This is a genomic window from Micromonospora sp. CNZ297 (assembly GCF_007827625.1).
This window is the reverse complement of record NZ_VISU01000004.1, coordinates 326,470-349,923: the sequence shown is the minus strand read 5'-3', so window position 1 is coordinate 349,923 and position 23,454 is coordinate 326,470. Positions and strand designations below refer to the sequence as shown.

The window sequence follows — 23,454 nt, the reverse complement described above, 5'->3', positions numbered from 1 at the left end:
CCTGGAGCTCAGATGACGACGACACTGCCCGCGTACGACGAGGTCGTCGCGCGCTTCGAACCGGTGATCGGCCTGGAGACCCACGTCGAGCTGGGCACGAACACCAAGATGTGGTGCGGCTGCCCGACCGACTTCGGCGGCGAGCCGAACACCCGGGTCTGCCCGGTCTGCCTCGGCCTGCCCGGCTCGCTGCCGGTGGCGAACAAGGCCGCCATCGAGGCGACCATCCGGATCGGGCTGGCGTTGAACTGCTCGATCGCCGAGTGGTGCCGGTTCGCCCGGAAGAACTACTTCTACCCGGACATGCCGAAGAACTTCCAGATCAGCCAGTACGACGAGCCGCTGTGCTTCGACGGCTACCTGGACGTCGAGGTGAACGGCGAACTGGTGCGCATCGGCATCGAGCGGGTGCACCTGGAGGAGGACACCGGCAAGACGCTGCACGTCGGCGGCGCCACCGGTCGCATCCACGGCGCCACCGAATCGCTCGTCGACTACAACCGGGCCGGCATCCCGCTCGTCGAGATCGTCACCAAGCCCATCCCGGGCACCGGCGCGCTCGCGCCCGAGGTCGCCCGCGCGTACGTCACCGAGCTGCGTGACGTGATCCGCTCGCTCGGCGTCTCCGACGTGCGGATGGAGGAGGGCTCGCTGCGCTGCGACGTCAACACGTCGCTGAACCGGCCGGGCGAGGAGTGGGGCACCCGCACCGAGACCAAGAACGTCAACTCGCTGCGCTCGGTCGAGCGGGCGGTGCGCTCGGAGATGCTGCGCCAGGCGTCGGTGCTGGAGGCCGGAGGCCGGATCACGCAGGAGACCCGGCACTTCCACGAGGACACCGGCGACACCACGTCGGGCCGGTCCAAGGAGACCGCCACCGACTACCGGTACTTCCCGGAGCCGGACCTGGTGCCGCTCGCCCCGGACACCGCGTGGGTGGCCGAGCTGAAGGCCGCCCTGCCGGAGCTGCCGCGGCTGCGCCGCAAGCGGATCCAACAGGACTGGGGCCTGTCCGACCTCGACATGCAGTCGGTGGTAAACGCCGGCGCGGTCGAGCTGATCGAGGCGACGGTGGCCGCCGGCGCCACCCCGGCCGCGGCCCGCAAGTGGTGGCTGGGCGAGCTGTCCCGCCGCGCCAACGAGACCGGCGTGGAGCTGGCCGACGTCGGTGCCACCCCGGCCCAGGTCGCCGAGCTGCAGGGCCTCGTCGACGCCGGCAAGCTCAACGACAAGCTGGCCCGTACCGTGCTGGAGGGCGTGGTGGCCGGCGAGGGCTCGCCGACCGAGATCATGACCAACCGCAACCTGGAGGTCGTCTCGGACACCGGCGCGCTCACCGCCGCCGTGGACGAGGCGATCGCCGCCAACCCGGACGTCGCCGACAAGATCCGCAGCGGCAAGGTCGCGGCGGCCGGCGCGCTGGTCGGCGCGGTCATGAAGACCACCCGCGGCCAGGCGGACGCGAAGACCGTCCGCGAGCTGATCCTGGCGCGCCTCGGCGCCTGACGTGTTGTAAGGAAGGGCCCCTTCTTAACGCCTGGTGCATGGGAAGGGGCCCTTCCTAACGCCTCGCCACCCCCTCCCCGGACAGGGCGTCAACGGCGACGCCCGGATGGAGTCACCGTGAACCAGCACGACCTCGACGTCCTCGATGAGATCCAGCGCCGGGTGCTCTGGCTCGCCACCCGCATCGTCGACGCGGCCAACCACGACCGCGACACCGGTGACGGGGTGAAGGTCGGCGGCCACCAGGCGTCAAGCGCCTCCCTGGTCACCGCGATGACAGCGCTCTGGTTCCACCACCTGGACGCCGAGGACCGGGTGGCGGTGAAGCCGCACGCCTCGCCGGTGTTCCACGCGATCCAGTACCTGCTCGGCAACCTCGACAGGTCGTACCTGCCGAAGCTGCGGGCGCGCGGTGGGCTCCAGTCGTACCCGTCGCGCACCAAGGACCCGGACGAGGTGGACTTCTCCACCGGCTCGGTCGGCCTGGGCGCCGCCGCGCCGCTGTTCGCCGCCGTCACCCGCCGCTACGTCGACGCGCACTTCGGCGCGCGCCCGCACTCCCGGTTCGTCGCCATCATCGGTGACGCCGAGCTGGACGAGGGCAACATCTGGGAGGCCGTCGCCGACCCGGCAACCACCGGGCTCGGCAACGTGATGTGGCTCGTCGACTTCAACCGCCAGTCGCTGGACCGGGTCGTACCCGGCATCCGGATCAACCAGTGGCGCGGCCAGTTCGAGGCGGCCGGCTGGCACGTCGTGGAGGTCAAGTACGGACGCAAGCTGGCCGAGGCGTACGCCCGGCCCGGCGGCGCGGCGCTGCGCGACTGGATCGACCGGATGCCCAACGAGCAGTACCAGTCGCTGTTCGGGCTGGCCGGGCCGGCGCTGCGCAAGCAGTTCCTGGACGGCGCGCCGGCCGAGGTGGCCGCGTTCGTCGCCGACATCGGCGACGACGAGCTGGGCCCGCTCGTCACCGACCTGGGCGGGCACGACGCGCAGGCCATGCTCGACGCCTACGCCCAGTGCGACGCCGTCACCGACCGGCCCAGCGTCGTCTTCGCGTACACGGTCAAGGGCTGGGGCCTGCCGATCGCCGGCAACCCGCGCAACCACTCGGCGCTGCTCACCACCGAGCAGGTCGACGCGCTGCGCGCCGCGCAGGGCCTGACCCCGGAGACCGAGTGGGACCGCCTCGACCCGGCGTCCCCGGCCGGCATCCGGGCCGGCGAGCGCCGGGAGGCGCTGTCCCGCCCGCCGCGCGAGCGCGCGCTGGGCGTCACCGTTCCGGAGACCACGAGGGTACGCGCGAACAAGCCCGTCTCCACCCAGGAGGTCTTCGGCCGGGTGCTCGTCGACCTGGCCCGTGATCCGCAGGTTGCGCCCTACCTGGTGACCACCGCGCCGGACGTGGCCACCTCGACCAACCTGGCCGGGTTCATCAACAAGACGGGCGTCTTCGCACCGACCGAGCAGCGTTCCTGGACCGAGGACCGGATGCTGCGCTGGACCGAGAGCCCCGCCGGGCAGCACATCGAGCTGGGCATCTCGGAGATGAACCTGTTCCTGCTTCTCGGCCAGCTCGGCCTGTCGTGGGATCTGTCCGGCCAGCCGCTGCTGCCGGTGGGGACGGTCTACGACCCGTTCGTGCTGCGCGGTCTGGACGCGTTCCTGTACGGCACGTACTCCGGTTCCCGGTTCGTGGTGGCAGGCACCCCGTCCGGCATCACGCTGGCCCCGGAGGGCGGCGCGCACCAGTCCACCATCACCGCGTCGGTCGGCCTGGAGCTGCCGGGGGTGACGTTCCTGGAGCCCGCGTACGCCGGCAGCCTCGACTGGCTGCTCTGCGACGCGCTCGGGCAGATCGCCGGTGGCTCCGCTCCGGCCGCGACAGCCGCGCCGGCCGAGGACGGGGCGTACTACTTCCGGCTCAGCACCCGGCCGATCGACCAGGCACCGTTCGAGGCGGCCCGGGCACGGCTCGGGGACGCCGTGCTGCGGCGGCAGGTGGTGGCCGGCGCGTACCGGCTCGTCGACGCGCACCAGGCGTACCCCGATCTGGCTGACGCCCCGGTCGTGCAGCTCGCCGCCTCCGGCGCGGTTCTGCCGGAGGTGCTCGCGGCCGCCGCGGAGCTGGCGGAGGAGGGCGTGGCCGCGCACGTGGTCGACGTGACCAGCCTGGACCGGCTCTACCGCGCGTGGCAGCGGACGCTGCGCCAGGGTGTGCGGACCGCGACCGTGCCGAGCGTGCCGGGCGCGCTGCGGTCGGCGTTCGCCGACCGGGTGCCGGTGGTCACCGTGCACGACGCGGCCTCGCACGCGATGGCCTGGCTCGGCTCGGCGGTCGGCGCTCCGGCGGTGCCGCTCGGGGTGGACGAGTTCGGCCAGTCCGGCAGTGTCCGGGAGCTGTACGAGCTGCACGACCTGCTGCCCGGCAGCATCGTCAACGCCGCGCTGGCCGCGATCGCGCTGCGCTGAGGCGCGCGTCCGTTGCGCTGACCGCACGCCGCCACGGGGCCGGCCGGACATCCGGGCGGCCCCGGGCCCTCGCGGTGGAGGTCCGGCCTCCGTGCGGCGGTCCCGGGTCCTCGCGGTGAGGTCCGGCCTCCGGGTGGGCCTCAGCCTCTCGGCTCGCCGGTCTTCCGGCTCTCTCGGGCGATCCGGCCCGCCCTTGGCACTCGGCCCGGTGCGTCCTGCGACCGGGTTCTGCCGGCTCTCCTGGCTCCCGGATCGACCCCGGCACGGCGGGCCGCGTCCTGGCCGATTCGGGTGGCGCGGTGGACGGCATTCCTCACGGAAAGTGACGGCGGGAATGGCTGCGGAGGGTAACCGCCTCTGGCGACCCGGGGGATCACCTCTCGGCCCCTTTGCTCTGCAGCCATATCCGCATCACCGCCCTGAGCTGGGGCGTAGTGGAACGCTCGCCGCTCTGCACCCACCCAGACGGTGACGCTCGGTTCCTGCTGCGCCGATGGGTGCAGAGCAAAGTCGGCGGCGGGGCATCCCCGTGCCCGACGGGCTTGGTGACGCCGAGTGACCGAGTGTCAGTGCGGCAGGGCGCCGGGCTGACCGCGAGAAAGGCGAGAAGCGGGGCGGTCAGCTCGTGGGGGTGGGGCTCAGCGTGGTCGTGCCCGGCGACGGCGACTCCGACGGGCCGCGGGTCGGGGTCGGGGTGACCGGCACCTGGTCGCCCTTCGCCGGGTCGCGGATGACGTGCCGCTCCAGGTTGACCTGCGACTGCCCGGTGCCGCCCACAGTGATCTCGTCGTACGCCTGGAGCAGCTTCTGCTGGTCGAAGTAGAGCACAGTCATGGTCAGCGGAGTCGGCTTCTCGCCCTCCAGGCCGCGAAGCCCGGCCCCACCGGTGGAGCCCTGCACCATCAGCGTGGTCGGCTGCTTGCCCTCCACCTGCGGCAGCTTCGACACCTGCCGGGAGTGGGTGTGCCCGGAGAGCACGAGCGGGCAGTCGCCGGAGAGCGGGCCGGCCGAGGCGGGGTCGTGGATGAGCGCGATGTCGACCTTGCGCGGCGACTTGTCGATCGTGGCGGCGAGCTGTTCGCCGGCGCCGATCACCTGGTCGGCGACGGCCGAGGTGAGGCCGCTGCCGGCCGGTGAGGTCTCCTTGTCGGGGGTGAAGCGGGGGTCGCCGATGCCCGCGATGGTCAGCCCACCCACTGTGGTGACCGAGTTGTTCAGCACGATCGCGTTCGGCTGCTGCGCCACCGCGGCGGCGGTGCGCGGCGAGTCGTGGTTGCCGCGGATGAACACGTACGGCTTCTTGAGCAGGCCGATCGACCCGACGAACGAGGCTTCCGGCTCGCTGCCCCAGTCGGTCATGTCGCCGGTGTCGACCACCACGTCGATGCCGAACTGCTCGACCACGGTACGGATCAGCTGCCAGCCGGTCGGGTTGAGGTGGATGTCCGACACGTGCAGCACCCGTGTGGTGCCGGGCGACGGCTGCACCACGGGCAGGGCGGAGACCGTGGTGTAGAGCTTGCTGACGTTGCCGACCAGCCGTTGGAGCTGCTCGGCGTACTTGGTGTAGTCGTTCGCGATCCGCCGCGCGTCACCGACGATCGCCGGCGCGTTGACCAGCAGGCCCTCGTACCGCGGCTCCTCGATCGCCTGCGGACGCAGCGTGCTCGCGGCCATCCCGAGGCTGCCGGCGGTCACGACCAGCGCCAGGCCGCCGGCCCAGGCGGTACGCCGGACGTCCCGGAAGACGAGCGCGGCCAGCAGCAGCGTTGCGAGCACGACCGAGGCGAGCGTACGCAGCCCGAGCCGCATCACGCCGTCGCGGACGTCCTGGACGGCGGACTGGCTGGCCCGGCTGATGCTGGCCGGGTCGTCGATGAGCGCCTCGGTGCGCCCCTGATCCAGCGAGCCCACCTCGACTGTGAGGTACGCCGGGCCGTCGTGGCTGTCCAGCAGCAGCGCGCCCAGCGGCGGGATGTCGACGGTGGTGCCGCCGGACAGCGACGGGCTGAGTTTCAGTTCGGCCCGGAACGGGCCGATGTCGGTGCCGACGTGGCCGCCCGCGTACGTGCCGATCACGATGCCGCCGAGCGTGACCGCGAGCAGAGCCAGCACGACACCCAGCCGGCGCAGCCGGTGACCGGGCCGCCACGCCGTCAGGCGGCGGGCGCGCCCGCGCTCCGGAGACGTCTCGTCCCCGGTGCGGTGCTGTTCGTTCTCGTGGCCGTCCATGCTGAGATTCTGACCTGCCCCTTGCGCGATCTTGACAAACCCGGTGGGCCGGATCAGCTCCGGCCGGCGCCCCCGTCGGCGAAGACGAGCCGCAGGAGGCGGTCGTCCTCGGCGGTGGGCGTACCCCGCCCGTCCCGGTTCGACGTGCTCACCCAGAGCGAGCCGTCCGGCGCCGCCGCGACGGCCCGTAGCCGACCGTACCGGCCGTTGAGCAGGTCGCGCGGCTGACCGAGGACTGTGCCGTTGCCGGCCAGCTCCACCAGCCAGAGTCGCTGGCCGCGCAGGCAGGCGGCGACGAGCAGACGGTCCGCCGCCGCCAGGCCGGAACAGGAGGCGTCACCGGTGGGCCACTGTGTGAGCGGGTTCACGTAGCGCTTGTCGTCGCCGCGCCCCTCGACCCGGGGCCAGCCGTAGTTCCCGCCCTTGTTGATCTGGTTGATCTCGTCCCAGGTGTTCTGGCCGAACTCCACCGCGTACATCTTCTTGTCCGGCGTCCAGGCGAAGCCCTGGACGTTGCGGTGGCCCGTCGACCAGACCGGCGATCCGGCGGTGGGGTTGCCCGGCGCAGGCTTGCCGTCCGGCGTGATCCGGAGGATCTTGCCGCCGAGGCTCTTGGCGTCCTGGGCGTTCTCGGTGCGCCCGGCGTCGCCGGTGCTCGCGTAGAGGTGGCCGTCCGGGCCGAAGCCGAGCCCGCCGCCGTTGTGCGTGCCGGACTTCGGGATGCCGGTCAGGATCGGCTTCGGCGCCTGCCCGAGCTGCATCTTCGCGATCCGGTTGTCGTCCTCGGCCGTGTAGTAGACGAAGACCGTGCGGTCCTTGGCGTACGCGGGGGAGACCGCGATGCCCAGCAGGCCGCCCTCGCCGCCGGCGGCCACGTCCGGCACGGTCTGCACCGGCCGGACGGCCAGCCCGTCCGGGCCGAACTCCGGGCCGACCTGGAGGATCCGTCCCTTGTCCCGCTCGGTCACCAGCGCCCCGCCGTCGGGCAGGAACGCGATGCCCCACGGCACCTCCAGCCCCTTGGCCAGCACGGTGGCGACAACCTGCTGACCGGCCCCGCCGGGACTCGCGGTGCCGGACGGTGTGGGGAGGTTGGGCGGCGCGCCGGCCGGGTCCGGCTCGGGCTCGCCGAGGGAGCAGCCGGCGGCGCCCAGGAGCAACGCCGCGCAGGACGCCGCCAGCGCCGTCCGGAGGCGGCTGACACGGGGGTACGCAAGACGCGGGCTCACCCGGCCCAGCCTAGCCGGGCGGACCGGCGAACCGGGCACGTCGCGCGCACCCCTGCCCGCGTCCGGCCGTTCGGAGGAGTCCCGGTCAGCCGGCCCGCAGCGCGAGCAGGGCGACGTCGTCCTCGCGCCGGTGCGCGGCGGCGAGCAGCCGGTCGCAGAGCAGGTCCAGCGGTACGCCCGGCCCGCCGGCCGCGAGGTGGGCGAGCAGCTCGGCCTGTCCCTCGTCGATCGGCTGGTCCCGGCGCTCGATCAGCCCGTCGGTGTGCAGCAGCAGCGTGTCGCCCGGTGCCAGGGTCAGCGTCCGGCCGGTACGCCGGGGCGGCCGGGCCAGCCCGAGCAGCGGCCCGCGGCCGTCGGCCACCGAGACCGTGCCGTCGGCGCGGACCAGCAGCGGCGGCGGATGCCCCGCGTTGCACCAGAAGACCGTCAGCCCGCCGGCGGCCGGACGGACCCGGGCCAGCACGGCGGTCGCGACGGTGGGCACCCGAAGCCCGCCCATGGCCTGGTCGAGGTGGGCCACCAGATCCTCCACCGGGTCGTTACGCCCGTACGCGTTGCCCCGCACCAGGTTGCGCAACTGGCCCATGGTGGCCGCCGCCTCGATGTCGTGCCCGGCGACGTCGCCGATCGCGGCGATCAGCTCGCCGTCGGGCTGGACGAACGCGTCGTACCAGTCGCCGCCCACCTCCACCCGGTCGGCGGCCGGCAGGTAGCGGGCGGCCAGCTCGATTCCGGGCACGGCCGGCAGGCTCGGCAGCATGCTGTGCTGGAGCACCTCGGCGACGTGCCGCTGCTCCCCGTAGAGGCGGCTGTTGCCGACCGCCTGTCCGGCACGTACCCCGATGTCCTGCGCGGTGCGCAGGTCGCTGGCGTCGAAACCGCGCCGCCCCTGACGGTTGACGAGCGTGACGGCGCCGATCACCCGGTCCCCGGCGGCGGTGATCGGCACGGTCAGGTGGGAGCCGATGCCGAGACGGTCGGCGAGCGGCACCAGCTCCGGGCGCGTGGTGCCGCGCGCCACGTCGTCCAGGTCGGCCACTGCGCGCACCGCCGGCCGCCCGGTACGCAGCACCGACCGGATCTGCGACTCCGCGCTGAGCCCGGTGGTCAGCAACTCGGCGATGCGGGTCAGGTCGGCCTTGCGCTCGGCGTCGCGGTGCACGCCGGTGACGGTGCGCGGCCGGCCCGCCGGGTCGACGAGCGTGATCAGGCACCAGTCGGCGAGCAGCGGCACCATCGCGTGCCCGAGCCGGTCCACGGCGGTGGCCACGTCGAGCGTGCCGCCGAGCATCTCGCTCATCCCGGCCAGCATGGCGAGCCGGTCGTGCGCCTCCTCGGCGCGGCGGCGGGCCTGCTCGGCGCCGCGGACCGCGATACGCAGTCGCAGCTCCGAGGAGCACGCGGCGGCCAGGTCGGCGAGCGTCCGCAGCTGCTCCTTCGTCCAGGCCCGGGGCTTGCTGTCGATCGCGCAGAGCGAGCCGAGCACCCGCCCCTCCAGGTCGGTCAGCGGCATGCCCGCGTACGCCACCACGCCCAGATCCTCGATCGCCAGGTTGAGGCGTACGCGCGGGTAGAGACGGGCGTCGGGCAGCACCAGCGGCATCTCGATGTCGACGACGTGCTGGCAGAACGAGTGGCTCAGCGGCGTCTCCCGGCGGGCCGCCCACGGCTCCGGCAGGCCGGTCGCGCCGGGAAAGAACTGGCGCTCGGCGTCCACCAGGGATACGAGTGCGACAGGCACGTCCAGCAGGTCGCCGACCAGACGCGCGAACCTGTCGAACGCCTCGTCCAGTACGGCGTCGAGCCGGGTCTCGTCGAGTGAACGCAACCGGTCGGGGTCGGCGAGCGCCGGAATCGGCACGGACACCCGTCCCCGGCCGTCCTCGCTCATCGCCACCGCCCTCAGCAAGCGGAACACCCGACCGGCATCCCGTTCTCGGTTATACCCCGCCGGGCCGCCACTCCATTCCCGGCGCGGTGTTCGTCACGGGTCACGCCGCGCCGGCCGGTCCGGGGCCGATATCGTCGGCGGTCGTGAAGGTATGGATCCCGCACCCGGAGGGCCGCCGGCTGCTCGGCGAGCTGCCGCCCGGCGTCACCGTGGAGCTGCTGGACGACCCGCGGCGGCTTCCGTCGTCCCCGTCCGGGGTGCGGTTCTGGGTGCCACCGTTCCTGTCCGGCCCGGACGCCGGGGCGCTCCTCGCCGAGCTGCCCGACGTCGAGGTGGTGCAACTGCTCTCCGCCGGGGCGGACGCCTGGGTGGGGCGGATCCCCGACGGCGTGACGCTCTGCGACGCCCGGGGCGTGCACGACTCACCCACCGCCGAATGGGTGGTCGCCGCGATCCTCTCCTCGCTGCGCGGATTCGCGCCGCTGGCCCGCGCGCAGGACCGGCGCGAGTGGGCGTACGACGAGGTGGCGCCCACCGACGAACTGGCCGGCAAGCGGGTGCTGATCGTCGGCGCGGGCTCGATCGGCACCGCGGTACGCGACCGGCTCGCCCCGTTCGAGGTGAGCTTCACGCTCGTGGCCCGTACGCCGCGACCCGACCAGGGCGTGCACGGGGTGGACGAGTTGCCCGCGCTGCTGCCCGAGGCGGACGTGGTGGTTCTCCTGGTGCCGCTGACCGAGCAGACCCGGGGCATGGTCGACGAGCGCTTCCTCGCCGCGATGCCTGACGGCGCGCTGCTCGTCAACGCCGCCCGCGGGCCGGTGGCGCGTACCTCGGCGCTTGTGGCCGAGCTGACCTCGGGCCGCCTGCGCGCGGCGATGGACGTCACCGACCCGGAGCCGCTGCCCGCCGACCATCCCCTGTGGGAGCTGCCGAACGTGTTGCTCACCCCGCACGTCGCCGGCTCGGTACGCGGGCTGCTGCCCCGCGCGTACCGCCTGGTGGGCGAGCAGTTGCGCCGGTACGTGGCCGGGGAGGAGCTGACGAACCGGGTGGTCGACGGCTACTGATCGCCGGTGGCTTAATGATCGCTGCCGGTGTCCGGCAGCTCCTGCCCGGTGACGGCGATCAGCCGGGGCAGTTCGGTGGCGCGTACCGCCGGCAGCATCACCACTTCGCCGTCGTCGAGCCGGGCCACCGCCCGGCCGCGGGGGTCACCGGCGAGTTCGGCGACCTGGTTCCACGGCACCCGGCGCTGCCCGACGAGCGCCCGCAGCCGCAGCTCCCGGGCATCGGCGTCGGTGCCGGCCCGCCAGGCCCAGACCGCGACGGCGAGCGGCACGAGCAGCACCCAGAGCAGCCACCAGCGGGCGGAGGCCAGCGGCAGCGCGCCGATGAAGGCGACGATCGCGGCGACCAGGATGGCCTGGTTGTGACGGAAACGGACGGTATCGGCGCGGCTCACCCCCCGATAATCCCACCCGGCCAGTCCACCCCACCCCGCGGGCGTCCCCACCGCTCCCGCGTCCCTCCCCACTCCCGCCGACCATCTTGGTACGGTTCCGCCCCTCGCGGGGCGGTCCGGTACCAAGATCTCGCTCGAGTTGGAGATCTTGGAAGCGTTGGGCCCCTCCGCGGGCCGTTTCCTTCCAAGATCTCGCCCGGGAGACCGACGCGGGACCGACGCGTCGATCTCGGGCGTGATCCGGGCCGGTGACCGCCGTTGATGTGACGGATGTCACTGTGGCGGTGACGTCACCGGGCGCTTCCGGGATCGTTTCTAGGCGTGGCCGCAGCGGTCCCCGCCGATGCGTTCCCGTACCGCCCCGACCCCGCACGTCGTACCGCGCACCGCAACCGCACCGCCCCCGTGCCCCCTCACGAAGGCGACCGCCGTGCCCGTCCCCCCTCCCGCCGTTCCCCGTCGGCGATCAGTCCTGCCCGATGTCGCCGTCTCACTCGCCGGCACGGCCTTCCTCCTCGCCGGCGTCGCCGGTGCCCTGCCCGGCCCCGCAGCCGCCGCGCTCGCCGTCGCCGGAGGCTTCGCCCTCGCCTGCCTCCGGCTCGCCTGGCTGGCCGGAGCCGCCACACCGCCCGACGGCCCCGCACCGCCCGACCGTCCCGCACCGAACGGCCACCGCGCGCCGACCGGCCGTCCCGTGCCGACGGGCGAAGCGCCGGACCTCGCCGTGACCCATGGCGCGACGGCGCTCGGCCCGAGGACCGGGCGGCGGGCTCGCCGGGCTGCGCTGTCCCGCCGGGTCGCCGCCATCCTGGACAGCGCCGTCCTGGTCGCCGGGCTCACCGTCGCGGTGCTGCCACTGAGCGACGCCGCCCACCGGCTGCCGATCGCGCTGGCCGGGCTGTGCCTCACCGGGGCGCTGCACGTGACGGCCCTGCTGCGCCTGCCCGGCCGATCGCGGCTGTCCGGCCCGGAGCTGGTGCGCCGTACCGTCGACGTGCTGGCGCTCGGCGTCAGCCTGGTCTTCGCGGGCTGGATGCTGCTGCCGGGCGGCCCGGTCCCGGCCGTGGCCGGAATGGTGGCGGCGGGCGGCGCGGTGGTGCTCGCCGTGCTCGCGGTGGCGGCCGTCGCCGAACGCCGCCGCCGGCCGGGCGCCGCGCGCTGCCACGCCGGGGCCGCCCTGACGCTCGGCGGGCTGACGCTACTGGTGGTGCTGCTGGCTTACGGCGCGCCGGACCGGGCGCTGCCGCTCGTCGCGGCGCCCCTGGTGGCCGGGGCGCTGCTCACGGCCGCAGGCGCCCGGCGTACCTCGGGCGGTGAGCGGCCGGGCCGGGACGCGGCGCCGGCCGCCTGGCCCCGCCTCACCGCGCCGGCCGGGATCGCCGCGCTGGCCGCCGGGGTCCACCTGATGACGGCGGGGGAGTTCAGTACCGCCGCGATGGCCCTGGGCCTGGCCGTCATTCCGCCGATCATGGTGGGTGAGCTGCTCGCCGCCGCCGACCAGCGCCGCCGGGTGCAACGGCTCGCGGCCCGCGAGGCGTGGTTGCGGCGCCGGCTCGGACCGGACTCCCGGCCGGTGGAGCCCGTGCCGCTGACCCGCGCGGATCTGGTCCGGGCGATGGCGGAACGCAGTGGCGGCGGGCTGCTCGTCGTCGACCTGCACGGGGTGGGTGGCGCCGTGCCGGAGGGGCCGGTGCTCAGCGAGGCCGCGCGCCGGCTGCGGGCAAGCTCCGAGACGCACGATCTGGTGGCCCGGCTCGGCGACACCGAGTACGCCGTCCTCACCGATCTCGGGCCGGTGCTCGCGTACGCGCTCGGCCTGCGGCTGCTGGCGGCGCTGGCCGAGCCGTACCCCCGGCCCGGAGGCGTCGCCCGGCTCGGGGTGAGCGTCGGGCTGGCCGAGACCAGCGGTGGCGATCCGGAGGACGTGCTGCGCCAGGCGGACCTGGCCCGCCGCCGGGCGGTGCAGCTCGGCCGGGACCGGGTCGAGTGGTACGACGCCTACCTGGAGGAGCAGCTGGTCCGCCGCCTGGATCTGGAGCGGGAGCTGCCCGGCGCGGTGGCGCGCGGTGAGCTGGACCTGGTCTACCAGCCGGTGGTGGCGCTCGCCGATCGGATGCCGGTGGGTACGGAGGCGTTGCTGCGGTGGCGCAGCCCGGCGCTGGGCACAGTGCTCCCGGCGGAGCTGCTGCCGGTGGCGGCCGACCTGGACCTGACCGGCGAGATCGGGCGGTGGGTGCTGGACCGGGCCTGCCGCCAGCTCACCGCGTGGTCGGAGGGCGGTCGCGAGCTGTGGATGGCGGTGAACGTGACGCCGCGCGAGCTGGCCGCGCCGGACTTCGTGGCGCGTACCGCTACCGCGCTGGCCGCGTACGACGTGGCACCGGAACGGCTGGTGGTGGAGGTGGCCGAGCCGGTGGTGGGACTGGAGCTGTCCACAGTGGTAGCTCGGCTGGCCGGCCTGCGGTCGATCGGTGTGCGGATCGCGCTCGACGACTTCCGGGCCGAGCACGCCTCGCTCGCGCAGCTCCGCCGACTGCCGATCGACCTGCTCAAGGTGGGTCCGCACCTGGTCGGCCCGGGTGGGGACGGTCAGCGCCCACTGATCGACGTGGTGGCGAACCTGGCCGACCGGCTCGGCGTGGAACTGGTGGTCGAGGAGCTGGAGTCGGAGGGGCAGGTGGCCGGCGCGCGGCGGGCCGGCTGCCGGTACGGCCAGGGCTTCGCGCTGGCCCGGCCGGCGACCGCCGAGCGGGTCGAGGCGTGGTTCGAGGAGTATCCGTCCACCGCCCGGTGAGCTGAACCGGTTCAGCGGGTCGTCGTACGAGGTGGGGCGGTGCTGCCGCGCGGCGTCAGGTGCGCCGTCTCGTCCTGCACGACGGCTGCCGGCTCGCCCGCGATCACGGCCAGGAGCTGCCGGGCGGCGTGCGCGCCGTACGCCGGGATGTCCCGGCCCAGCGCGGTGAGCGGCGGGTGCACCAGCCGGCAGAGCGGCGAGTCGTCCCAGGCCACGATGGACAGGTCGCCGGGCACGGTGAGGCCCATCTCCTGGGCCACCGAGAGCCCGGCGATCGCCATCACGTCGTTGTCGTAGATCACCGCGGTGGGGCGGCCGGCGGAGCTGAGCAGCCGGCGGGTGGCGCGCGCGCCCTCCTCACCGGTGTAGTCGGACCAGACGGTGGTCGCCTCGTCCAGCCCGAGCCGCCGGCACACGCCGGTGAACGCCTCGGTGCGGATCTCGGTGTGCAGCAGCGTGGGCAGCCCGCCGATCCGGGCGATGCGCCGGTGGCCGAGCGCGACCAGGTACTCCACCGTCTCGACGAGGGCCGCCGCGTCGTCGGCCCAGACGCTCGCCAGGCCGCCGGTGTGCCCGGGGCCGCCGATCACCACCGCCGGCAGTTGCAGTTCCTCCAGTGCCGGCACCCGCCGGTCGTCGGTGCGCAGGTCGCAGACGAGCACACCGTCCACCCGGCGTTCGGCCCACCACCGCCGGTAGACGGCGATCTCGGCCTCCTGGTCGCTGACCACCTGGAGCGTGAGCGCGTACGAGCGGGCCGACAGTTCGGCCTCGACGCCGCTGATCAGCTCCATGAAGAACGGCTCGATGCCGAGTATCCGGGCGGGGCGGCACAGCGCCAGCCCGACCGCCTTGGCGGTGGCGCCGGACAGTGCGCGGGCGGCGCTGCTCGGACGGAACCCGATCTCGGCGGCGATGGCGAGGATCCGCTGCCGGGTCGCCTCGGAGACACCGGGCTGGCCGTTGAGCGCGTACGACACCGCGCCCTTGGAGACCCCGGCGCGCCGGGCGACGTCGGCGATGGTCGGCCGCTTCACCGAAGCGTTCCTCCACTGTGTCCGGCCCTCGCGGGCGTTCTCGGTCGCCGGGTCACCGGCGTCTGGTGACGCTACTGCACGCCGCGCCGGTCCCGGGTGCCACCGGCGGGTGGCGGTGGACGGGTTCCGGCGGCCGTCGCTTGTGCGGTTCAGCTTAGAGCGCCGATCGCCCGGCACCTGCCCTGGACGGCCGTGAACGGCAGTCGTGAGCGGCGGTGAGGTTGCCGGACGGGCACATCGGTAACCGCCCGTTGACAGCCCTGAAGGTGAACCGTACGGTGGCCTCACTTATCCGGTTCAGTCAACGTTCCTCGATATCGGGAGCGTTCCCATTCGGCGCGGAGGATGACATGAAACGGTCCTGGACGCACCTGGCGCGCGTGGCCGCCGTCGGTGCCGTCAGCCTGGTCATGATCGCCGCCTGTAGCGGCAGGAGCACCACCGGCGGCTCGGACTCGGCCGGTGGTCAGGTCACGCTGAAAATCAACTTCTGGGGCGACTTCGGGCTCCAGGATCTGAAGGCCAAGTACGAGGCCGAACACCCGAACGTCAAGATCCAGCTCAACTCGGGCGAGTACAACGCCCAGCACGAGGACCTGCAGAAGAAGCTCGTCGCCGGCAACGGGGCGCCGGACATCGCGGCGATCGACGAGGGCTTCATGGTCCAGTTCCGCAGCCAGTCCGACAAGTTCGTCAACCTGCTCGACAAGGGCGCCGGCTCGTACGAGAGCAAGTACCTGCCCTGGAAGTGGAAGCAGTCGCTGTCGGCCGACGGCAAGACGCAGATCGGCCTCGGCACCGACGTCGGCGGACTGGCCATGTGCTACCGCACCGACCTGTTCAAGGCCGCCGGCCTGCCCACCGAACGCGACCAGGTGTCAGCGCTCTGGCCCACGTGGGACAAGTTCATCGAGGTCGGCCAGCAGTACACCGCCACGACGAAGAAGAAGTTCATCGACGCCGGCACCAACCTGTTCAACCCGATTCTCGGCCAGCAGCCGGTCGGCTTCTACGACGAGCAGGACCAGCTCCGGATGGAGCAGGGCCCGAAGGTCGCGTTCGACTACACGGTCAAGGCCGTGGGCGCCGGGCTGTCGGCCAACCTGGTCAGCTTCCAGGCTGACTGGGACAAGGGCTTCACCAGCGGCGCGTTCGCGGTGCTCGCCTGCCCGGCCTGGATGCTCGGCCACATCAAGGACACCGCGCCGGGCACCGAGGGCAAGTGGGACATCGCCGCGGTACCGGGTGGCGGCGGCAACTGGGGTGGCTCCTTCCTGACGCTGCCGAAGCAGGGCAAGAACGTCGACGAGGCGTACAAGCTGCTGACCTGGCTGGTCGCGCCGGAGCAGCAGATCGAGATCTTCAAGAAGGTCGGCAACCTGCCGTCGCAGCCGGCGCTCTACACCGACCCGGCGATCGCCGACTTCAAGAACCCGTTCTTCAACGACGCCCCGGTCGGCCAGATCTTCCCGAAGATGGCGCAGGGCCTCACCCCGCAGTACCTGGGCCGGAAGAACGGCCCGACCCGGGTGGCGGTGGAGAACGTGATCCGGCGGGTGGAGAACAAGTCGCTCAAGTCCGACGCCGCCTGGTCCGAGGCGGTCAAGGAGGCCGAGAAGGCCGCCAAGTCCTGACGTGTCAGCGGTGACGGGGCGGCCCGGTCCGCCCCGTCACCGTCCGATCTCCCGGCCCTGGAGTGAACCGATGTCCAGCACCCGTGCCGCGCCCGCGCCGCCCGGCCGCCCACCCGCGCGCAAGCGCGGCCGTACCGGCGCCGGCGACCGGCGGATGACCTGGCGCGACCGGCTGTACCGCTTCGACATGCGGTACATGCCGTACCTGATGATCGCGCCGTTCTTCCTGCTCTTCCTCGTGTTCGGGCTGTTCCCGCTGCTGTTCAACGCGGTCGTGTCGCTGCGCAACTACCGGCTGGACGACCCGACGCTGCCGTACTGGGCCGGCGCCGAGAACTTCAGCCGCCTGTTCGCCGACGAGGACTTCTGGAACGCCCTCTACAACACGTTCGGCATCTTCCTGCTCTCCACCGTGCCGCAACTGCTGCTCGCGCTGCTCGTCGCGTCGCTGCTCAACCGCAAGCTGCGGGCGCAGACGTGGTGGCGGGTGGGCGTGCTGCTGCCGTACGTAACACCGATCGTGGCCTCGACGATGGTGTTCAGCGTCTTCTTCTCCCGCGACTTCGGCATGGCGAACTGGGCGCTCGGCCTGCTCGGCATCGGCGGCCCGGACGACCCGATCGACTGGCGGGCGGACAAGCTGCACGCCTGGATCGCCATCGCCACCATGGTCAACTGGAAGTGGATCGGCTACAACGCGCTGCTCTACCTGGCCGCCATGCAGTCCATCCCGCGCGACGTCTACGAGGCCGCGGCGATCGACGGCGCCGGGCCGTGGAAGCAGCTCTGGCGGATCACCGTCCCGATGATCCAGCCGGTGGTCCTGTTCACGGTCATCCTGTCCACCATCGGCGGGTTGCAGCTGTTCACCGAGCCGATGCTGTTCGACCCGAACGCCCAGGCCGCGACCGGCGGGCCGGACGGCGAGTGGCAGACCATCGCCCAGCTCATCTACAAGGTCGGCTGGAAGGACCTCAACCTCGGGTACGCCGCCGCGATGTCCTGGGCGCTGTTTCTGATCATCCTGGTCGTCGCAGGCGTCAACTACCTCCTGACCAACCGACTCTCCGGAGGCCGCCGGTGACGACGCGACGCGTGGTGGCCCGGGCGCCACAGGACACCCCGGCCGGGCTCTGGACCTACCTGCTCCTCGCGGTGAGCATGCTGTTCGCCGCGTTCCCGCTCTACTGGATGTTCGTCATCGCCACCAGCGACGACGAGGCGCTGGCGATGCTGCCACCGGCTGTCGTACCGGGCGACCGCTTCCTCACCAACGTCGACGAGGTCTTCTCCCTCCAGGACGTCTACTTCGCCGCATCACTGGTCAACAGCGTCATCGTCTCGGTGGTGGTGACCGCCTCGGTGCTGTTCTTCTGCTCACTGGCCGGCTTCGCCTTCGCCAAGCTGCGCTTCAAGGGCAGCCGCGCGCTCATGCTGTTCGTGGTGCTCACCCTGACCGTGCCCAACCAGCTCGGCATCGTCGCGCTCTACATCGTGATGGGCGAGCTCGGCTGGAACGGCACACTGCTCGCCGTCATCGCGCCCGGCCTGGTCACCGCGTTCGGCGTGTTCTACATGCGGCAGTTCATCGTGAACACCGTCCCGGACGAGCTGATCGAGTCGGCCCGGGTCGACGGCGCCACGACCATGCGGGTGTACGCGACCATCGTGCTCCCGGCCATCCGCCCGGCCCTGGCGGTGCTCGGCCTGCTCACGTTCGTGGCCACCTGGAACGACTTCCAGTGGCCGCTGATCACGCTCAGCGGCACCGACTACCCGACGTCGATGGTGGCGGTCTCCGACCTGGCCAGCGGCAACTACGTGATCTACCGGCGGGTGCTCGCGGGCGCGTTCATCGCCACCGTTCCCCTGCTGGTCATGCTGTTCATCGGTGGACGTCAGATCGTCCGCGGAATCATGGAAGGCGCGGTGAAGTCGTGAGCCGTCGAACGCTGCTGCACGAGGGGTGGACGCTGCGGGCCGAGCCCGGGCCGGCGGTGCCGCCGGAGATCGCCGGGACGGCGGTGCCGGCGACAGTCCCCGGTTGCGTCCACACCGACCTGCTCGCGGCCGGCCTCATCCCCGACCCGTACCTGGACGACAACGAGAACCGCCTCACCTGGATCGGCCGCACCGACTGGGTCTACGAGACCACGTTCGCCGGGCAGCCCGGTGACGACGAGCGGGTCGACCTGGTCTGCGCCGGCCTCGACACGGTCGCCACCGTCACGCTCAACGGCGTCGAGGTCGGCCGCACCGAGAACCAGCACCGCTCGTACCGCTTCGACGTCCGCGGGCTGCTGCGCCCGGACGGCAACACCCTCGCCGTACGCTTCGACTCCCCGTACCGGTACGCGGAGGCGCACCGGGACCGGCTCGGTGACCGGCCGAACGCGTACCCGGAGCCGTTCCACTTCATCCGCAAGACCGCCTGCAACTTCGGCTGGGACTGGGGGCCGACGCTCGTCACCGCCGGCATCTGGCGCGACATCGGCCTGCACTCCTGGTCCACCGCCCGGCTCGCGTCGGTCCGGCCGATTGTCACGGTGGCCGACGACGTCGGCCGGGTCGAGCTGCACGTGCAGGTCGAGCGGGCCGGCGACGAGCCGCTGACCGTCCGCGCCGCCGTCGCCGGGGTCACCGCCGACGTCGCCGTACCGGCGGGGGAGCGGACCGCCGTCGTGACGCTCACCGTCGCGGACCCCGCGCTGTGGTGGCCGATCGGGTACGGCGACCAGCCCCGGTACGACCTCGACGTCACCCTGCACGGCGCCGACGGCCGGGAGCTGGACGCCGCCGCCCGCCGGATCGGGTTCCGTTCGGTCCGGCTGGACACCACGCCCGACGCCCACGGCACCCCGTTCACGCTGCACGTCAACGACGTGCCGGTGTTCGTCAAGGGCGTCAACTGGATCCCCGACGACGCGTTCCCCAACCGGGTCACCCGGGAGCGCCTCGCCGGGCGGTTCGGCCAGGCGGCCGACGCGAACGTCAACCTGCTGCGCGTCTGGGGCGGCGGCCGGTACGAGTCGGACGACTTCTACGACCTCGCCGACGAGATGGGGTTGCTGGTGCAGCAGGACTTCCTGTTCGCCTGCGCCGCGTACCCGGAGGAGGAGCCGTTCCGCACCGAGGTCGAGGCGGAGGCGCGGGAGCAGGTGACCCGCCTCGCCGGGCACCCGTCGCTGGTGCTCTGGACCGGCAACAACGAGAACATCTGGGGCTGGCACGACTGGGACTGGCAGGAGCCCCTGGCCGGACGCACCTGGGGACGCGGCTACTACCTGGACCTGCTCCCCGCGATCGTCGGCGAGCTGGACCCGACGGTCCCGTACTGGCCGGGTAGCCCCTGGTCCGGCAGCGAGGACGTCCACCCCAACGACCCGGCGCACGGCACCACGCACATCTGGGACGTGTGGAACACCGACGACTACACGCGCTACCGGGACTACGTTCCACGCTTCGTGGCCGAGTTCGGCTACCAGGCGCCGCCCGCGTACGCGACGCTGCGCCGGGCCCTCTCCGACGACCCGCTCACGCACGACTCGCCGGGCATGGCACACCACCAGAAGGCTGCGGACGGGGACGGCAAGCTCCGGCGCGGGCTCGACGCCCACCTGCCGCCGCCCGCCGACTTCGACGACTGGCACTACCTCACCCAGCTCAACCAGGCCCGCGCCATCCAGCTCGGGGTGGAGCACTTCCGCTCGCACCGGCCGGTCTGCACCGGCACCGTCGTGTGGCAGCTGAACGACTGCTGGCCGGTCACGTCCTGGTCGGCGATCGACGGCGACGGCCGCCGCAAACCCCTCTGGTACGCGCTGCGCCGCGCCTACGCCGACCGGCTGCTGACGGTGCAGCCGCGCGACGGCGGGCTGGCGCTGGTGGCGGTGAACGAGACCGATCGGGCGTGGAGCGGGCCGGCCACCGTCACCCGGCTGGCGCTCACCGGGGAGCCGAGGGCGAAGACCTCGGTCGACCTCGACGTCCCCGCGTACTCCTCGGTGGTGCTGGCGCTGCCGGCGGAGCTGGCGCGGCCGGACGACGGCCGCGCGGAACTGCTCGTCGCGGACGCCGGGGACACCGCGGAGCGCGCGCTGTGGTTCTTCGCCGAGGACCGCGACGTGCGGTGGCCGGCGGCGCAGTGGGACGCGACTGTCGAGCCGGTCGACGGCGGCCGGCGGGTCCGGGTGACCGCCCGGACCGTGCTGCGCGACCTGACGCTGTTCCCTGATCGCCTCGATCCGGCCGCGCAGGTGGACCGGGCGCTGGTGACGCTGCTGCCGGGGGAGAGCGCGACGTTCACCGTGCACGCGCCCGGCCCGCTCGACGCCGACGCGCTCACCCGCCGCCCGGTGCTGCGCTGCGTCAACGACCTCGTCTGAAGGGCCTTACCCGCATCTCCGTCGATTTGAAGATTTCTGCAAGTGATAAAGTCTTCAGAGTCGTCGGAGAGGTGAGTCATGTCGGTGCCGCTGTACCAGGCCAAGGCGGAGCTGTTCCGCACCCTCGGGCACCCCGTGCGCATCCGGGTGCTCGAACTGCTCCAGGACGGGCCGAAGCCGGTCCGCGACCTGCTGGCCGCCATCGACGTGGAGGCGTCGAACCTCTCCCAGCAGCTCGCCGTGCTGCGCCGCGCCGGCATGGTCACCTCGTACCGGGACGGCCCGCTGGTCATGTACGCGCTCAGCACCCCCGACGTGGCCGACCTGCTCGCCGCCGGACGGCGCATCCTCGGCGCGGTCCTCACCGACCGGGACGCCCTGCTGGACGAACTGCGGGCCTCCGGGACGGACCGGTGAGCGCGGCTGCCCTTCGCGCCGGTGACGCCGTACGCCGGGCGGGCCGGCTGTTCGCCGGGCTGCTGCCCGGCCGGGCCGACTGGCAGAACGCGCGCCGCTCACCCCGGCGCGACCTGCTCGCCGGGCTCACCGTCGCCGTGGTGGCGCTGCCCCTGGCGCTCGCCTTCGGCGTCACCTCCGGGCTCGGGGCGCAGGCCGGCCTGGTCACCGCCGTCGTCGCCGGGGCCGTCGCGGCGGTCTTCGGCGGCTCCAACCTCCAGGTCTCCGGTCCCACCGGGGCCATGACAGTCGTGCTGGTGCCAGTGGTGCAGCAGTTCGGTGCCGGTGGCGTGCTGATGGTCGGCGCGCTGGCCGGGCTGATCCTGATCGCGCTCGCAGTGGCCCGCCTCGGCCGGTACGTCCGCTACCTGCCGGCCCCGGTGATCGAGGGCTTCACCGCCGGCATCGCCGTGGTCATCGCGCTGCAACAGGTGCCGGCCGCGCTCGGCGTCACCGCCGCGCACGGCGAGAAGGTGTGGGCGGTGGCTGCCGACGCGGTCGCCCGGTTCGCCGCGCACCCCCGGCCCGCCGCGATCGCTGTGGCGCTCGGCGTGGCGGCGCTGATGCTGCTCGGCGGCCGATGGCGGCCCGCCGTGCCGTTCTCCCTGGTCGGGGTGGCCGCCGCGACGCTGCTCGCCGAGCTGGCCCCGATCGACCTGGCCCGGATCGGCGAGCTGCCGCAGGGGCTGCCCGCGCCGTCGCTGGACTTCGTGGACCTCGGCGCGCTGGGCGTACTGCTGCCGAGCGCCCTCGCCGTGGCCGCGCTCGCCGCCCTGGAGAGCCTGCTCTCCGCCACTGTGGCGGACGGCATGACGGTCGGCGAGCGGCACGACCCGGACCGGGAACTGTTCGGCCAGGGCCTGGCCAACCTCGCCTCCCCGGTCTTCGGCGGCATCCCGGCGACCGCCGCCATCGCCCGTACGGCGGTGAACGTCCGCGCCGGGGCGTCCTCGAAGCTCGCGGCGCTCACCCACGCGGTCGCCCTCGCCGCGATCGTGCTCGCCGCCGCCCCGCTGGTCGGCCGTATCCCGCTGGCCGCCCTGGCCGGGGTGCTGCTCGCCACCACGGTACGGATGGTGGAGGCGGCCTCCCTGCTCGCGCTGATGCGGGCCACCCGCGCCGACGCGGTGGTGCTGGTGCTGACGTTCGCCGTCACGGTGATCTGGGACCTGGTGACAGCAGTGGTCGTCGGGCTCGCGGTCGCGGTCGTCCTGGCGCTGCGCGCGGTGGCCCGCAGCGCCAAGCTGGAACAGGTGCCGCTGGACACCGGCGAGCACAGCGACGAGGAACACGCGCTGCTCGCCGAGCACATCGTGGCGTACCGGCTGGACGGGCCGCTGTTCTTCGCCGCCGCGCACACGTTCCTGCTGGAACTGGCCGAGGTGGCCGACGTGCGGGTGGTGATCCTGCGCATGTCCCGCGTCTCCACGGTCGACGCGACCGGTGCCCAGGTGCTCGGCGACGCCATCGCCCGGCTGCGCGGCCGGGGGATCATGGTGCTGCTCTCCGGCATCACCCCGGGCCACGACCAGGTGCTCAGCACGCTCGGCGTCGCCGACGAGCTGCGCCGCGAGGGCCTGGTGTTCGCGGACACCCCGGCCGCCATCCGGTACGCCCGGGGTGTCGCCCTCGCCGCGAGCCCGGCCTAGGCTTCGGTCCCTTCGAGTGCCCGCCTGCGCACGCCGAAGATGATCAGGTAGCCGAGGATCCAGACCTCGCCCACAGTGGCGGGGATCACCAGCAGGTCGCCGGCGGCGCCGGCGCCGGGGGCGAGGTACGCGACGAACGTCATGAGCACGTAGCCGACACCACCGGCGACGAGGACCCAGCCCAGCGGCCGGGGCAGCCAGCCCGACCGGAGCACGCACCAGCCCATCGGCACCAGCCAGAGGCCGAAGAAGAGCCCGCCCACCTCCCACAGGTTCCCGCTGACCAGGTAGAGCAGCTGGACGGTGTCGGCGTCGCCCGGCCCGCCGGTCGCGACCTGCAAGGCCGTCGCGAGGACGGCGGCGCTGCCGAGGATCGCGACGGCGTTGACGAGCCCGAAGGCGGCGATGCTGCCCGCGGCGGTGCCGTCGACAGTACGGAACAGGCGGTGGAACCAGACCGCGGTGAGCGTCTGGGTGAGGACGACCAGTAGTTCGAGGGCGATGCCGAGGCGGGCCAGCGGCTCGTGGGCCACCAGGTTGGCGAGCGTCGTGCCCGCGTCATCGGCGTCGAAGAGCATGGGACGGACGGTGAGGAACCCCAGGGCGCCGGTGACGGCGAGCCCGAGGTAGAACAGCCCGGTCACCCGGGCGGTACGGATCAGCTGGTGCATGGCGGCTCCTTCGGGGGTGATCGACGTGCC

At 73.1% G+C, this 23,454-nt stretch carries 16 protein-coding genes; 10 read left to right on the top strand and 6 right to left on the bottom strand.

Annotation, left to right across the window (positions count from 1 at the left end):
- Nucleotides 1-12: 12 nt before the first annotated feature.
- Together gatB and FB454_RS10490 are read left to right on the top strand one after the other, a co-directional pair.
- Nucleotides 13-1,506, top strand: coding sequence for an Asp-tRNA(Asn)/Glu-tRNA(Gln) amidotransferase subunit GatB (gene gatB / locus FB454_RS10495; protein WP_091329759.1), 1,494 nt, complete (start codon nucleotides 13-15; stop codon nucleotides 1,504-1,506).
- Nucleotides 1,507-1,623: 117 nt separating this feature from the next.
- Nucleotides 1,624-3,981 (top strand): transketolase-like TK C-terminal-containing protein, encoded by a 2,358-nt coding sequence (locus FB454_RS10490; RefSeq protein ID WP_145822873.1) that lies wholly within the window; start codon nucleotides 1,624-1,626, stop codon nucleotides 3,979-3,981.
- Between the two features lie 618 nt (nucleotides 3,982-4,599).
- Here the strand turns inward: FB454_RS10490 and FB454_RS10485 are convergent.
- The 3 genes from FB454_RS10485 to FB454_RS10475 all read right to left on the bottom strand — a co-directional run bounded on the left by FB454_RS10485 (nucleotide 4,600) and on the right by FB454_RS10475 (nucleotide 9,333).
- The gene (locus tag FB454_RS10485; protein ID WP_013474306.1) at nucleotides 4,600-6,213 is read right to left on the bottom strand and encodes a metallophosphoesterase family protein; all 1,614 of its coding nucleotides are present in this window, start codon (nucleotides 6,211-6,213) and stop codon (nucleotides 4,600-4,602) included.
- 53 nt (nucleotides 6,214-6,266) lie between these two features.
- The gene (locus FB454_RS10480; RefSeq protein WP_145753265.1) at nucleotides 6,267-7,442 is read right to left on the bottom strand and encodes a PQQ-dependent sugar dehydrogenase; all 1,176 of its coding nucleotides are present in this window, start codon (nucleotides 7,440-7,442) and stop codon (nucleotides 6,267-6,269) included.
- An 85-nt stretch (nucleotides 7,443-7,527) separates the two neighbouring features.
- The gene (locus tag FB454_RS10475; RefSeq protein ID WP_145753263.1) at nucleotides 7,528-9,333 is read right to left on the bottom strand and encodes a SpoIIE family protein phosphatase; all 1,806 of its coding nucleotides are present in this window, start codon (nucleotides 9,331-9,333) and stop codon (nucleotides 7,528-7,530) included.
- A gap of 143 nt (nucleotides 9,334-9,476) precedes the next feature.
- On the opposite strand from FB454_RS10475, the gene FB454_RS10470 reads away from it, so the two are divergent.
- Nucleotides 9,477-10,403 (top strand): 2-hydroxyacid dehydrogenase, encoded by a 927-nt coding sequence (locus FB454_RS10470; protein WP_145753261.1) that lies wholly within the window; start codon nucleotides 9,477-9,479, stop codon nucleotides 10,401-10,403.
- 11 nt (nucleotides 10,404-10,414) lie between these two features.
- On the opposite strand, the gene FB454_RS10465 is transcribed toward FB454_RS10470, so the two are convergent.
- On the bottom strand, nucleotides 10,415-10,798 hold the full coding sequence (locus tag FB454_RS10465; protein ID WP_030270122.1) for a PH domain-containing protein: 384 nt from the start codon (nucleotides 10,796-10,798) through the stop codon (nucleotides 10,415-10,417).
- Between the two features lie 430 nt (nucleotides 10,799-11,228).
- Here FB454_RS10465 and FB454_RS10460 point away from each other — a divergent pair, with 430 nt between their 5' ends.
- A complete protein-coding gene (locus FB454_RS10460; protein WP_145822872.1) occupies nucleotides 11,229-13,592 on the top strand; it encodes an EAL domain-containing protein in 2,364 nt (787 codons plus the stop codon).
- An 11-nt stretch (nucleotides 13,593-13,603) separates the two neighbouring features.
- Here FB454_RS10460 and FB454_RS10455 read toward each other — a convergent pair whose 3' ends face one another.
- Complete coding sequence (locus tag FB454_RS10455; protein WP_145753256.1) at nucleotides 13,604-14,629, bottom strand: LacI family DNA-binding transcriptional regulator; 1,026 nt, start codon at nucleotides 14,627-14,629, stop codon at nucleotides 13,604-13,606.
- A 350-nt stretch (nucleotides 14,630-14,979) separates the two neighbouring features.
- Here FB454_RS10455 and FB454_RS10450 point away from each other — a divergent pair, with 350 nt between their 5' ends.
- The 6 genes from FB454_RS10450 to FB454_RS10425 all read left to right on the top strand — a co-directional run bounded on the left by FB454_RS10450 (nucleotide 14,980) and on the right by FB454_RS10425 (nucleotide 22,753).
- Complete coding sequence (locus tag FB454_RS10450) at nucleotides 14,980-16,263, top strand: ABC transporter substrate-binding protein (protein WP_013284480.1); 1,284 nt, start codon at nucleotides 14,980-14,982, stop codon at nucleotides 16,261-16,263.
- 70 nt (nucleotides 16,264-16,333) lie between these two features.
- Nucleotides 16,334-17,347: a carbohydrate ABC transporter permease gene (locus FB454_RS10445; RefSeq protein WP_013284481.1), complete on the top strand. Its 1,014-nt coding sequence runs from the start codon at nucleotides 16,334-16,336 to the stop codon at nucleotides 17,345-17,347.
- Nucleotides 17,344-18,204 carry a carbohydrate ABC transporter permease gene (locus FB454_RS10440; RefSeq protein WP_145753254.1) on the top strand — a complete coding sequence of 287 codons (861 nt, stop codon included), beginning with the start codon at nucleotides 17,344-17,346 and terminating at the stop codon, nucleotides 18,202-18,204. The genes FB454_RS10445 and FB454_RS10440 overlap by 4 nt, the downstream gene beginning before the upstream one ends.
- Nucleotides 18,201-20,648: a glycosyl hydrolase 2 galactose-binding domain-containing protein gene (locus tag FB454_RS10435; RefSeq protein ID WP_145753252.1), complete on the top strand. Its 2,448-nt coding sequence runs from the start codon at nucleotides 18,201-18,203 to the stop codon at nucleotides 20,646-20,648. The genes FB454_RS10440 and FB454_RS10435 overlap by 4 nt, the downstream gene beginning before the upstream one ends.
- Nucleotides 20,649-20,726: 78 nt before the next feature.
- Entirely contained in the window at nucleotides 20,727-21,065 is a 339-nt protein-coding gene (locus tag FB454_RS10430) for an ArsR/SmtB family transcription factor (RefSeq protein ID WP_013284484.1), read from the top strand.
- The gene (locus FB454_RS10425; RefSeq protein WP_145753250.1) at nucleotides 21,062-22,753 is read left to right on the top strand and encodes a SulP family inorganic anion transporter; all 1,692 of its coding nucleotides are present in this window, start codon (nucleotides 21,062-21,064) and stop codon (nucleotides 22,751-22,753) included. The genes FB454_RS10430 and FB454_RS10425 overlap by 4 nt, the downstream gene beginning before the upstream one ends.
- Here the strand turns inward: FB454_RS10425 and FB454_RS10420 are convergent.
- Nucleotides 22,750-23,424, bottom strand: a complete 675-nt coding sequence (locus FB454_RS10420) for a DUF4386 domain-containing protein (protein WP_145753247.1) — start codon at nucleotides 23,422-23,424, stop codon at nucleotides 22,750-22,752. The two genes, FB454_RS10425 and FB454_RS10420, sit on opposite strands and share 4 nt — an antisense overlap.
- Nucleotides 23,425-23,454: the final 30 nt, after the last annotated feature.